The following is a 12317-nucleotide window of genomic DNA, read 5'->3' as shown; positions in this document are numbered from 1 at the left end:
TGCTGGACTTGGGGCCGGGCGCCAGAGCCGGCGGATCGCAGCAGCACGCGCAACCGAAGTCGTGGTCGATGCGCGTCAGTCCCCCTGCGGCCACATCTGCTACTTCCACACTTCGATGGTCCGGTCGTCGCGATCAATCGCCCCGGCATCCCGGGGACCTGCACCGACCACCCGTTGCGGCACAGCACGATAGGCATCCCTGCTGGTTCCCTTAAGAGCGTGTTTTTCGTGGGCGATTTGGTGCGCTTCTTGTAGCAGGTGATGGCGGCGGCGAGGACGAGGAAGGCGTTGAACAGGTGGCCGTTGCGTTCGTAGCGGACGGTCAGGCGCCGGTAGCCGAACAGCCAGGCAGGGTCCGTTCGATCTTCCAGCGGTGGCGGCCCAGGCGCTCGCTTGATCCGACGCCGGCGGGGGCGATGCGTGGCACGATCCCGCGCCCGCGCAGCCAGGCCAGATGCTCGGCGAAGTTGTAGGCCTTGTCGGCGCGGACCTTGCCTGGCCTGCGCTGGCGCGGTCCACGCCGGGACCGGATCGCCGACAGCGCCATCAGCAAGGGCTTGAACGCCTGACTGCGTGCACGTTGCCGCCGATACCCCGACCACCAGCGGCAGCCCGGCCGCATCCGACAGCACGTGGAGTTTGCTGCCCTTCTTGCCGCGATCGGCCGGGTTGTGGCCGGTCAGCGATCCCCCCTTTCACACAGACGACTTTCGCGCAGACGGCGGCGGCGTCCACGATGGGAGTAGATGATCCCCGCGCTCGGCTCGGTGTCGCGGCCCTCGACCTGGCGACCCTGCTGTCGCAGCGCATCCAGGTAGTACCTGGGCTGTCGGAGTCGGGCTGGTAGCGGAGAGTGCGGCGCAGGGACGCCGGCGGCGGGGCCCTGGTCGATGACGTCGGCGAGCCACGCCCGGTTCGGGCCCTCGACGTAGCCGTGCAGCTCGCATTGGGCGTGGAGCCGGGCCAGGAATCTCACAGGGGCGCTGCCGACGGCGATGGCGAGGTTGGGGAGCAGGGGGAACGCGTCGATGCGGTGCTCGCGGTAGAGGAGCGGCGGCTGCCGCGCTATCTGTGCTCAGCACCTACTCGAACCCGAATGCCCTAGGTCATCCTCTCGCCGGTGGTGTCCACCCGAGCCACGTAATGCGAGGGGGGGTGAGGAACTCGCGGAGCCGTCGTGGTTGTGGAAGGCGTCTACAGGCCTATGGCGATTAGCTGGGCGGTCAAGCCGGAAAGCCTCGGCGACACCGGACACTGGGCCGCTTCTACAATTCCAAACAAATCCACCGCAATGTCTTCCCGGCATGGCTCAACTTCTACAAATCACCATCCGCCCACACCACAACCGGCCGCAAACCACCCATCACCAGATTGACCAACGTCCCAGGCAGTACAATTGTGGCGTCGCGATAGGGCCGGTCAAAGAGGGTCGACCTCCGCCTGCACTTCCCCGCTATGGTGGCCGCCCCCCGTTCGGCCAAAGGTGTATACAGATTTCGGCAGGTTCGGATAGAAGTGGGTGGGCAGGTCCACGTGCCGACGCCAGCCAAGCCGCTGGTACAAGCGCGCCGCCGGGGCGCCAGGATGGGGGATCAGCCAAGCGGTATCCCTGCCCGCGACTGCACGGGTCAGCAACTTTTGCCCTAGGCCGCGCCCCTGATGGGAGGGATGGATGAAAAGTTCGGCGACCTCGAAGGCGTCCCGTGTCAGCAGGGCCACTCCCTGTGCGCCAACTGCTCTGGTAAGCGTCGCGTAGATCTGGCTGCCGGACAGTTGGTCGCCAACCGGCATGATCCAGGCGGCAAATCCTGGGCGTCGCGCGGACGAGATCAGCTTGCCTGGATAGTCAGCGAGTTGTGCGGTCGTCTCCGACCAGGGTGGAGCCGCGTAGCACCGTCCGTCCAACTGAATCACACTGTCCACGGAGGCTCCTTGTCGCAGGATCTCGGCTAGTGCAAGAAGTGTGCGATAAGAGGGGCTTCGTTGAGCAGAGCGCGAACGCGGTAGCTGAGACGTCTCCCACTCATCTCGAAGCTCCCGGACCTCGCGGGCCGGTTCGAACGCAGCGTGTCGCGCAGGCCGGCGGTCTGCCAACTCAAGTTGGCGGCCACGATAAGCAGCGACCTCGGCGCTGCCTACGACGAGGCTGGATCGACCAAGATCGCGGCGGCAGACCCAACGTCGGAGTCACCGAAGCAGCAACAGGCAAAGCTTGGACGGCAGCCAAGTCATCCCGGCAAGAAACGGCCCGTCACGAACAGGCCGCTACAGCTTCGATGCACTCCAGCAGGTCCGCGCCCTGCTGGCAGGCGAGGCGCCAAAACAAGTAGGGGCGCAAGCATCAAACGGTGCGATCGCGGGCGGCCAGTGATGGGCAGCCGCGGCGGACCTGGGGACCTCGTGGACGCACACCCCCTCATACGGCTGGCCATGACCCACATCGAGCACCGGCCTCATCCTTATCGGATCGCCACCCACCCACATGCCCCCTCCACACAGTCCTCCAGCAGTACCATCTTGGGTTCGAGTATCTTCGCTGTTCCCGCGTGTAGGAAGGTGGTGGAGTGAACGCTGCATGGAGCATGCCTTTCCGCGTCGAGGCAGGGACGACTGTGGTGGTTGTCCTCGCGACCGTCTTGCCGACTCTGCTAGCGCCGCAGTCGTGGTGGTTCGTAGGCTTGGCGGTAATGGGATCAGCCCCCCTCTATTGGCGGCGCGCTGCTTTGCTGCCTGTGGGATTTATAGTGGGGGCCGCCACTACCGCTCTCGCACTGACCTATCACTCCCAGCCGGGCGCTCCTATCCTGTTCCTTCCGTACGGAGCGCTTGTATGGACCTACACGTTTGCGGCGGTGAGGACATCACCCCGTGGCCGGGTGGTCGGCCTTGCGGGTCTGTTGGCAGGGGTACCGGTTTCACTGGTCCTGCCGCATGAGAATCTGGAAACCTTCCGGTACGTCACGATGGCGTTCATCGCCGCCTATGCGCTCGGTGCGAGCGCACGAGCGCGGCGAGAGCAGCGCGCAGCGGAGGATGAACGCACTCTGCGTCTGGCGGAGGAACGCACAGCAGCCATCACGCGCGAGCGCACCCGCATTGCGCGGGACATGCATGACATCGTTACCCACTCGGTCGGGTTGATGATCGTCCAGGCCGAAGCCGGACCGCTGGTCCTGCGCAGCGATCCCGCGAGAGCGGAGGCCATCTTCGATGCCATCGGGGAAGCCGGGCGGGACGCCATCACCCAGCTCCGGGTGATCTTGAGGGCGCTTCGGGGGCAGACGGTGCGCGAAGCACAGCCGGGGATCGAGTCCCTACCCGACGTGATTGCGCGAGCACAACAAGCCGGCCTTGATGTGACCTTCGAGGAGCGCGGGTCTCCACACGAGTTGCCGGTCGAAGTAGGAATAGCCACGTATCGAATCGTCCAGGAGGCGCTAACAAACGTCCTGCGTCACGCGGCTACTGACATCGCGTGGGTTCGAGTCAGCTGGACCCCCACTACTCTGACTGTGGAGGTCACCGATGACGGGAAGGGCGGTGAACGCGTCTGCGGCTTCCAAGAGGGGCACGGAATCGTGGGCATGCGGGAGAGAGCCGAGTCATGCGGCGGGACGCTCTCCGTAGACCCGACCGTTTTCACCGTCACCGCTTCATTGCCGATCGGATAACTCGTTGCTTCGTGTACTTATCGCCGAGGACCAGGAGCTCTTCCGTAGCGGATTCTCCATGATCCTCAACGCGCAGGAAGGCATTCAGGTCGTCGGCGAGGCGGCCAATGGCGCGGAGGCCGTCAGCAAAGCCACCCAACTCGACCCGGGCGTAGTGCTCATGGATATCCGGATGCCCGTCATGGACGGCGTCGAGGCGACCGACCGGATCTGCCGGAGCACACGGGCAAAAGTACTGGTTCTCACGATGTACGACATCGACGAATACGTCTATGATGCCCTGCGCGCGGGGGCCAGCGGATTCCTGCTCAAGGACGTGCGGCGGAACGAACTCGTCGACGCTGTGCGGTTGGTTCACGACGGTGAGGCGCTGCTCGCTCCATCGGTCACCCGACGGCTGATCACAGACTTGGTGCGGCGGGGGGCCGCTCGGCCAGATCTCACGCAGCGTCTCGCCGAGTTGACCGACCGCGAGACCCTTACGCTCCGGCACCTTGCCCGGGGACTGTCCAACGCGGAGATCGCCTCTGCCATGGTGGTCAGCCAGCACACCGTCAAGACCCACGTGAGCAACCTGCTGACGAAACTGGATCTTCGAGATCGGGTTCAGGCCGTCGTCTTCGCCTATGAGTCCGGTCTCATCGCCCCTGGCATCGGTTGAACGGCCACACGCCGCACATTTTCAGCGCGTTCGTCCATCGCGGGGAGTCGAAGCCGCTCCGTCTCATCCGCAGGAGCGACTCCTGATTCGCTCACGTGGGCGATCTGCCGCGAGGGCCCGGCGGGGCAGTATCGGGACGGCTTCGAAAGGAGGCTTCCCATGCGCACGCGCGCAATCGCAACAGCAGCCACCTCGCTGATGCTCCTAACCGCTTGCTCCCTCGGCTCCCACGATGCTCACAACCGCGTCGGCCTCCGTGTTTGCAAGACCAGCACGACCCTCGGCGCCGTCTCGGGGACCGACCGGAACGGCCTCTGCGTATTTCGTGGTATCCCCTACGCCGCGGCACCGGTCGGCGAACGCCGCTTTCGGCCTCCGCAACCGGCTCCGCCCTGGCACGGCACCCTCAATGCCACCGACGACGAACGCGTCTGCCCGCAGAATCGCGATGTTCTCACCGAGGACTACGCGAGCGACACGAAGGTGTTCACCGACGAGGACTGCCTGCACCTGAACGTTTGGACCCCAGGCCCCGACCGTCGCAAACGCCCGGTGATCGTGTTTGTTCACGGCGGCGCTGCGCGGTTCGGGACGGCCAACGAGCCGCGCTATGACGGAACCAAGCTCGCCACCGTGGGGGAGGCGGTGGTCGTCTCCCTCAACTATCGCCTGGGAGTGCTCGGTTGGACCGAACTCGGCGGCCTCGACCCGGCATACCGGGGATCCGGGAACAACGGCCTGCGTGACCAGATCGCGGCCCTGAAGTGGGTACGCGACCACATAGCAGACTTTGGCGGTGACCCGAACAACGTCACCGCGGTAGGCGAGTCCGAAGGAGCCTTCTCCCTCGCTGCGATGTTGGCCACAGACCATCCCGAGCGGCTCTTCCGCCGAGTCGTGCTCCAAAGCGGCAGCGGATACTTGGTCCACACGAGCGAGTACGCGCGCGAAACCGCCGCCCGCCTCCCTGTCAGCAGGGTCGCCGAACTCACGTCGGCGTCCACCCGTGGACTGCTCGAACTTCAGGAGAAGACCCTCGAGAAGGCCGCCCCCGGTGTGCTGGGCGCGGTCTACTTCGGACCGCACATCGACGGCGAGTTGGTTCGCGATTCAGTGATCAACCGCATCGCCCAGGGAAATGCGAAGGGGGTGGACATTCTAATAGGAACGAACCGTGACGAGGTCAACTTCTTCGGCCAGTTCGGCCCTGGTCAAATGGGATTCGTGGCCGACCAGTATGAAAATGTGTTCTTCCCGAAGTCGCTCGCACCCCGCATCCGAACCATGACCTCGGTCTACCGAAAGGGCAGATCGGAACGCCAAGCTAGATTGGCGATGTTCACCGACCAGGGCCTACGGGTGCCCGCAACACGGCTCGCTGAAGCACAGAGCCGATGGCGTCCCACATATATGTACGAGTTCGCCTGGCAGCCACCCAAAGGCTACGGAGCCGTGCACACAATCGAGTTGCCTTTCATGTTCGGCACGCTCAGATTCAGCGGCGTCGTCGGAGGAGCCGCAGCACTGAACGCGGACCGAAAACGCATGACCGCCCTGTCACATCAGATGATCGACGCTTGGACGTCCTTCGCCAGGACGGGCAATCCCAGCACTCGCCGCACAGTCCCCCGCCCTGACTGGCCCGCCTATCGGATACCCGAACGCGCCACCATGATTTGGGACATCCCCGCAAAGGTCTCGAAAGATCCACGCAGCGGCGAGCGCGAACAATGGAATGAATATTCCTTCAACGCCTTCGCTCTTTGATGACATCGAACAGGGTCCGTGCCATCCGCATGAGGCACGGACCCTATTCTTCAAAAGCCATGGCGCGGCTAGCGCAAGGGGTTCCCATCAGGTCCGCCCACCCGCCGGTAACCCTCCTCGGCCACCGGGTCCGCCTACTCAAACCAATGTCCCTAGTGGAAGCCCACACCTACCGACCTCGCGTCTCTCAAAGAGGTAATGTTGCCCGGTTCTGTGGACACTTCGGGGCTTGCTGCTAGGGCCTGTTTTGTGGATCGTGGTTGAGCCAGAGGATGAGGCTGGCGATGGTGACGATGGCGCGGTAGTGGGCGGCGAGTTTGTCGTAGCGGGTGGCCAGGCCGCGGAAGCGTTTGAGCTGGTTGAAGCAGCGTTCGACGACGTTGCGGCGGCGGTAGCGGTCCCGGTCGAAGCCGCAGCGGCGGTGTCCGCGGCGGGCGCGGGCGGCGAGCTGGTCGCTGCGTTCGGGGATGGTGTGCGGGATGCGCCGCCGGCGCAGTTAGTCGCGGATGATGCGGGTGGAGTAGCCCTTGTCGGCGATCAGGTGCCCGGGCCGGGTGCGCGGTCGGCCCGGCCCGGTCCGAGGGATGGCGATGGCTTCGACGACCTCGATCAGCCGGGTGCAGTCGTTGATGTTGCCGGCGGTGAGGGTGAAGGCCAGCGGCAGGCCGCGCCCGTCGCAGGCCAGGTGGATCTTGGTGGTCAGTCCGCCGCGGGATCGCCCGAGCGCCTGCCCGAATTCCTGCCCGCCGGCCGGTGATGCCGGGTTCGTCCCCGGCCGTTCCCCTTTTTGCGGGCGCCGGCGGCGTGCTGGTGGGCGCGCACGATGGTGGAGTCCACGCACACCGCCGACCAGTCCACCACCCCGATCGCGTCATCGTGGACCTGGACGTGCGCCAGCAGCCGCTCCCAGGTCCCGTCCCTACTCCAGCGGCGGAACCGCTGGTAGAGCGTCTGCCAGGGCCCGTAGCGTTCGGGCACGTCCCGCCAGTCCGCGCCGGTCCGGACCTTCCACAAGATCCCGTTGATCACCTGCCGGTGGTCACGCCACCGCCCACCAGGCCCCGAAGCCACCGGCAGCAACGGCTCAATCCGCGCCCACGCCGCATCGGTCAACTCATGTCGCCGCACCATGGCCACCATCAAGCCACAAACCAAAGATCCAGATCCGCAAAACAGGCCCTAGGCGGCACCGTAGTCCGGTGGTTGAGGCTGTCTCCTCTCATACTCGGTGGGGCTGAGCATCCCCAGGGTCGAATGACGGCGGCGAGGGTTGTAGAAGCCTTCGATGAAGTCGAAGCAGGCGGCCTTGGCCTGGGCTCGAGTGGTGAAGTGGTGCCGGTCGAGTAGTTCGGTCTCCAACGTGGCGAAGAAGCTTTCGGTGACGGCGTTGTCGAAGCAGTCCGCGACGCTGCCGGTCGAGGTGCGGATGCCCGCTGGGGTGCAGCGGCGGCTGAACGACAGGGCCGTGTACTGCCCCCTGATCGCTGTGATGAACCAGGCCGGGCCCAGGCCGGCGGTGCCAGATCGCCATTTCCAGGGCGTCGATGACCAGTTCGGTGCGCAGGCGGTCGGCCATCGCCCAGCCCACGATGCGGCGGGAGAACACATCCAGCACCACCGCCAGATAAAGCCACCCCCGGCCGGTCGGCACGTAGGTGATGTCGGCGGTCCAGACGCGGTTCGGCGCCGACGCGGTGAAGTCACGGTTAACCAGATCATGCGATGGCACCGCCGCCAGGTCGCGGCGGGTCAACCCGCGCCTGCTGCGCCGGTGACGCCCTCAAACCGGGCGGTGCGCATCAGCCGGGCGACCCGCTTGCCTCCGACGCGCTCCCCCGAAGTCATCTCGCAGCTCGGCGTGGACACGCGGGGCACCGAGTAGGTCTGCCGTGACCGGATGTGGATCTTGGTGATCGTGTCGGTCAGCGTCTGGTCCTGCCGGGCCCTCTCGGCGACGCCGAGTTGTCCTGCGCGCGGCCGCCGCCGCGCAGGATGTCCGGGTGGTCGACGAGCCGGCCGCCCGGCCCGAGGCCGAACGAGCCGCAGCGACGACGTCCTGCTCCCTAGCCGGTTGCGCTGGGAAGGCCAAGGGCTGACATTCGATGTATGCGCGATGACATCGGAGACGTCGGGGTGGGCTATGACGAGATCGCGGACCAGGAGCCCGCGGAACAGCACGCGCCGCCCTGGGAAGCTCTGATCGAGGATGAACCGCCTGAGCAGACGCAGGTCCGAGCGGCGGCGGCGGAAGAAGCAGACTTCATCCCCTAGTCTGCGCTCGAGACTGAATGCGATGAGGCCGAGCAGGAGGCCGTCGAGAAGCTTGAGCAGGCCCGCGCGGAGACCGAGACCCAGGTGCGGGCTGCCAAGCGGGCCGGAGCCCAGGCTGAACAACGCGTGCGGCAGCTCAGCGAGGAGTTGCGGCAGGTCCGCGAGCAGGTTCGAGATGCCGGGCGGCGGACGGAGCGAGGTCATGATGAGGCGCCGACTGACGACCATGCGGCCCGTGCCCAGAACCTTGCCGGGGCAGAGAATCTCGAGCGATTGCGGAGGGAGATACGCGACGCAAGCGCCCCGGTACAGGACGGTATAGCCGATCTCGGGTCCGCCAGTGAGCGACTTGAGGAGGCTGCCGTCTCGTTCAAGGGCCTCGGCAGTTCCGACGATGAGAAACTGGCCGAACTTGTGCAGGCCTGCGAAGAGACCAGCCGCACAGCTGCCCGTGCCGGAGACGCGTTAGGCGCCGCCGTTGACGAGCTGGCACATCTGGCAGGCCAGGTCGAGGACATGAATGAGGCCAGTGGCAATCAGCGGCAGCCTGCGGATTTGTTCGCGGCGGCGGCAGCTTAGTGGATGCTGCCCGTTGCGCTGTGGAAGGCGCAGGTGGTGACCGAAACAGATGTGCTGGCTGCAAACGCCGGGTCTGACCGCCAATCGGCGGATGCCTCTGTCGGCGCAGCTCTCGAAGTGGTCGCCTACTTCCTCCTGGAGAGCATCGGGATGGGGGAGGTCACCTTCTTGGTAAAAGAGTTCGCTGCCGCCCTGGATACAGGGCTCGACGATGTGGCCGCCTTGGAGGCCGCGAGCAGCGTGACCAAGCAGCAGGCTGCTCGGGGCCGAGGCTTGGTGCACCCAGCGGCGCCTACCGCGCATGCACTGGACGTGGAAGAGGTGGACGCGGCCGAATAGCTGGGCTCGGTCGGGAAGCCGAACGAGGGGCGCAGGACCAGCGCTGAGCCCTTCGAGGTCGACAATCCTGGAAACGACCCGGACCCGGAGATGGTAGAAGCGGCCAGGACTCGCGGGGGTGGATCGGCGGCGCTGCTCGGTCCGCTGCTAGCAGAGGGGCCCCAAGCTCCGATCGTTCCTCCGACTTCGGGGCACGGGCCCGCATATTCAGCCATCTAGGCTCTGCTTCTACCTCCTCTGCAGCGCCCGCAGCAGGTCCGTCAATAGGAGTGCCACGGCGCGCGGGTCGTCGAGGGTGCTACGACGACGCCTAGTGGTATCTGCCGGACAGTACGCGTCGTGGGCATGGGCGTGGGAGCACGGAAGCTGGCTGTGCGTCGAAGACGACGACCTGGTGCGCAGGGTCTCGGTCGGCGCGACGGCCGTGGTGCTGCACGCGAACGAAAAGCCCATGGTCGAGTTCCGCTACGCCGAAGACGGGCGCCTGGTCACTGGCATCAACACCTTGCTCAGCCTCCGCCCCGACTATCAGAAACGGTTTCGATTCGGGTGTGACCCCGAGAGCAATCCAGCCGCACGCTGGTCCTGGGAAGACCTGCAGTACCTGGTTCATCCGCACCTAGCGCGTGCGTTGATGGCTTCGGGTAACAACACAAACCGGCCCCGGTGTCCCGGCCCTGGCCGGACCGCCCCAAGACGCTGCTCGCGCCTACGACTCCGACCACCACGACCGCCCCCGCCCCCGCCTACGACCGACCTGGGCACCGCCATGGCGCATCGAGATGACTCGTCTGCGCCCAGACGCCCAGGGGACCGCCGCGAAACCACGGTGACAACGGGAATACGCCGGTCACCACGTTCTGATGCCCCGGCTGGTCTCCGCCCGCACAGGCCGTATTCGAATTCGTCGGCGGTGTCGAACCCATCTGGACCCTCACACCTCGGCCGTGATCGACCAGGTATGGCGAGTGCTGGGCACCGAGCAGTTCCCCGCTACAGCGGTCGACTACGCCGCTCTGCTGGCCTGGATGCGCCGGTTCGGGGACCTGCTGCGGATCGGTGTCGAGGGCACCGGTGCCTACGGTGCCGGGCTGGCCCGGCTACTGGCCGACCAGAACGTGCAGGTCGTGGAAGTGGATGCCTCGACCGCCAGGACCCGCCGATTCCAGGGAGAGTCCGACTCGATCGACGCCCTCCACGTCGCGAAACCGCATGATGGCCCTGGCCAAGGCCGTACTCCGCGCGGAGTGCTATGTATGGACACAAGCCACAAGGGCAATACGTCAACGCCCGGAACACTGGCGCTGTAATTAGACGGGGGGTCGTCGGAACCACCCACATCCGATGACGGACCTTCGTGGATGCGCGCGCCGCTGCACCTCACGTGTGAACATGGCCCGTACCGCCGCATCGTCCGGGCCTCCACGTCAAGCGCCTGTGCGCCGCTGTACCTTGGCTGTGGGCGTGGCCCCACCCGGGGATAGCACGGTGAGGCCACGCTGACAGGTAGGGTGCGGGGCGGCGCGGGCGGTCAGGTGTTCGACGGGGCCGTGGGTTCGTTGTCCAGCAGGCCCTCGGCGCGTTCGAAGCCCTCGCCGATGCGCCGGGTCAGCTCCGGGCGGAACACGATCATCGTGACCCCGGCGAGCAGCCACGCCGCGACGATGTAGGGGAACAGGTTGTACGGCGGGTCGGGGACTGGCCACACCTGCTTGTAGAACACGTAGGCCAGATAGGCGACCGCCACGACCGGGATCACCGCCTCCCAGCGCGGGGCCAGCCCGCGGGTGAACAGGTACCGCAGCGCGCCGAGGCTCGTCACCGCGTACACGACCAGCAGGCCAATCACGCCGAGCGTGGCCCAGTAGAAGTACATATCGAACGGCGAGGTACCAGCGATCGCGTGGGCCAGCGTGGCCACCACGGACACGGCCGCGACCGTGAGCAGTGCCGGGATCGGTGTGCCGCCGCGCCGGGGTTCCCGGGCCCAGGCGGCGAACCCGAAGCCGTCGCGGCCGAGCGCGAACAGGATCCGGCTCGCCGCGGTCACGCACCCCAGCGTCGCCGCGAACGAACTCACGGTCGCGGCGCCGGAGAACGCGGTGGCGACGGTACTTCCGACGTAGGACTTGGCGACGTCCGCAAGTGGCGCGCCGGATTCACCGAACGCCTTCACCCCGGCCGCGTCCGTGCCGAAGCCGAGCGTCTGGGCCAGCATCACCACGAAGTACAGCACGCCGGTCAACAGCACCGCGCCGATGATCGAGCGTGGAATGTTGCGCCGAGGGTCACGGGTCTCCTCGCCGAGAGCCGCCGCGCCCTCGATGCCGGCGAAGGACAGGAAGGCGTAGACCGTGGCCGCCATGATCGCGCCGAAGGAGACTCCGCTCGGCACGAGCACGTCGGAGCTGAAGGTCTGCCCGCGCGGCGCGTCTCCCCCCGCGAGCTTGGCGAACACCACCACCACGATCACCAGCATGAGCACGATGCCGATGGACTCGATGGCCAGCAGCACGCGGGTCGCGTTGCGGGTGTCCATGGTGGCCAGATAGGTCGCGAACGCGAGTGTCGCCAGCGCGATGACCGGCCAGGGGATGTCGAGATGGACCCCGGCGTCGGCGAGGAACACCTTCGCGAACTGGGCCGTCGACCCCAAGGTGCTGATCGCGAGGGCGGTGTAGACGCCGAGGAGCGCGAACCCGCCGAAGAAGCCGGCCCGCGGCCCCATCGTCACCCCGGCCAGCGCGTACACCGAGCCCGCGTGGTTGAAGTAGCGGGTGAGCCGGACGAACCCGTACATCACCGCCGCCACACCGACGAAGCCGATGAGGAACACCAAAGGCACTGCGGGGCCCGCGAGCTTCGCGGGCAACGCGCCGTTGAGACCCATGGCCAGGGTGGGGGCGGTGATGGCGAGGGATAGCCCGAGCGCCCCCCACAAGGTGAGATTCCGACGCACGACGTGCCTCCTCAGCGGCTTGTGAGCTTGTGAGCGTACATATTTGTTTCGTTACAGGTTGCCTGTCAAT

The 12317-nt window shown here is 66.3% G+C and carries 10 protein-coding genes and 3 pseudogenes; 6 read left to right on the top strand and 7 right to left on the bottom strand.

Annotation, left to right across the window (positions count from 1 at the left end; genetic code table 11):
- Positions 1-322 precede the first annotated feature (322 nt).
- Together BJY14_RS37860 and BJY14_RS37855 are read right to left on the bottom strand one after the other, a co-directional pair.
- Entirely contained in the window at positions 323-553 is a 231-nt protein-coding gene (locus BJY14_RS37860; protein ID WP_179847994.1) for a hypothetical protein, read from the bottom strand.
- Positions 554-1419: 866 nt separating this feature from the next.
- Positions 1420-1923: a GNAT family N-acetyltransferase gene (locus tag BJY14_RS37855; RefSeq protein WP_179847993.1), complete on the bottom strand. Its 504-nt coding sequence runs from the start codon at positions 1921-1923 to the stop codon at positions 1420-1422.
- 659 nt (positions 1924-2582) lie between these two features.
- On the opposite strand from BJY14_RS37855, the gene BJY14_RS37850 reads away from it, so the two are divergent.
- The 3 genes from BJY14_RS37850 (at position 2583) to BJY14_RS37840 (ending at position 6099) form a co-directional block, all read left to right on the top strand.
- Positions 2583-3671 carry a sensor histidine kinase gene (locus tag BJY14_RS37850; protein WP_446678452.1) on the top strand — a complete coding sequence of 363 codons (1089 nt, stop codon included), beginning with the start codon at positions 2583-2585 and terminating at the stop codon, positions 3669-3671.
- A 4-nt stretch (positions 3672-3675) separates the two neighbouring features.
- Positions 3676-4332 carry a response regulator gene (locus BJY14_RS37845; protein WP_179847991.1) on the top strand — a complete coding sequence of 219 codons (657 nt, stop codon included), beginning with the start codon at positions 3676-3678 and terminating at the stop codon, positions 4330-4332.
- Between the two features lie 159 nt (positions 4333-4491).
- A complete protein-coding gene (locus BJY14_RS37840; RefSeq protein WP_179847990.1) occupies positions 4492-6099 on the top strand; it encodes a carboxylesterase/lipase family protein in 1608 nt (535 codons plus the stop codon).
- Positions 6100-6334: 235 nt separating this feature from the next.
- Here BJY14_RS37840 and BJY14_RS37835 read toward each other — a convergent pair.
- The 4 genes and pseudogenes from BJY14_RS37835 to BJY14_RS37825 form a co-directional block, all read right to left on the bottom strand.
- Positions 6335-7227: pseudogene (locus tag BJY14_RS37835) on the bottom strand (IS5 family transposase).
- Between the two features lie 51 nt (positions 7228-7278).
- On the bottom strand, positions 7279-7707 hold the full coding sequence (locus BJY14_RS37830; protein ID WP_179847989.1) for an integrase core domain-containing protein: 429 nt from the start codon (positions 7705-7707) through the stop codon (positions 7279-7281).
- Positions 7631-7828, bottom strand: a pseudogene (locus tag BJY14_RS47860) (DDE-type integrase/transposase/recombinase); the annotation flags it as partial. The gene BJY14_RS37830 and the pseudogene BJY14_RS47860, both read right to left, overlap by 77 nt.
- A 20-nt stretch (positions 7829-7848) precedes the next feature.
- A complete protein-coding gene (locus tag BJY14_RS37825) occupies positions 7849-8574 on the bottom strand; it encodes a helix-turn-helix domain-containing protein (protein WP_179847988.1) in 726 nt (241 codons plus the stop codon).
- 378 nt (positions 8575-8952) lie between these two features.
- On the opposite strand from BJY14_RS37825, the gene BJY14_RS37820 reads away from it, so the two are divergent.
- The 3 genes and pseudogenes from BJY14_RS37820 (at position 8953) to BJY14_RS37815 (ending at position 10598) form a co-directional block, all read left to right on the top strand.
- Entirely contained in the window at positions 8953-9288 is a 336-nt protein-coding gene (locus tag BJY14_RS37820; protein ID WP_179847987.1) for a hypothetical protein, read from the top strand.
- A gap of 295 nt (positions 9289-9583) precedes the next feature.
- Positions 9584-9778, top strand: a pseudogene (locus BJY14_RS47855) (DUF6461 domain-containing protein); the annotation flags it as partial.
- Between the two features lie 373 nt (positions 9779-10151).
- On the top strand, positions 10152-10598 hold the full coding sequence (locus BJY14_RS37815) for an IS110 family transposase (RefSeq protein ID WP_246396258.1): 447 nt from the start codon (positions 10152-10154) through the stop codon (positions 10596-10598).
- Between the two features lie 221 nt (positions 10599-10819).
- Here the strand turns inward: BJY14_RS37815 and BJY14_RS37810 are convergent, their stop codons facing one another.
- Positions 10820-12247, bottom strand: coding sequence for an APC family permease (locus BJY14_RS37810; protein ID WP_179847985.1), 1428 nt, complete (start codon positions 12245-12247; stop codon positions 10820-10822).
- Positions 12248-12317 lie beyond the last annotated feature (70 nt).

Source organism: Actinomadura luteofluorescens (assembly GCF_013409365.1).
GTDB lineage: Bacteria > Actinomycetota > Actinomycetes > Streptosporangiales > Streptosporangiaceae > Spirillospora > Spirillospora luteofluorescens.
This window is presented reverse-complemented; position numbering and strand designations above follow the sequence as displayed.

Coding starts and splice junctions, on each gene's coding strand:
- BJY14_RS37850 (WP_446678452.1), top strand. CDS start 2,583: ATGCCTTTCCGCGTCGAGGCAGGGACGACTGTGGTGGTTGTCCTCGCG.
- BJY14_RS37840 (WP_179847990.1), top strand. CDS start 4,492: ATGCGCACGCGCGCAATCGCAACAGCAGCCACCTCGCTGATGCTCCTA.
- BJY14_RS37830 (WP_179847989.1), bottom strand. CDS start 7,707: ATGTGTTCTCCCGCCGCATCGTGGGCTGGGCGATGGCCGACCGCCTGC.
- BJY14_RS37825 (WP_179847988.1), bottom strand. CDS start 8,574: ATGACCTCGCTCCGTCCGCCGCCCGGCATCTCGAACCTGCTCGCGGAC.
- BJY14_RS37820 (WP_179847987.1), top strand. CDS start 8,953: ATGCTGCCCGTTGCGCTGTGGAAGGCGCAGGTGGTGACCGAAACAGAT.
- BJY14_RS37815 (WP_246396258.1), top strand. CDS start 10,152: ATGCCCCGGCTGGTCTCCGCCCGCACAGGCCGTATTCGAATTCGTCGG.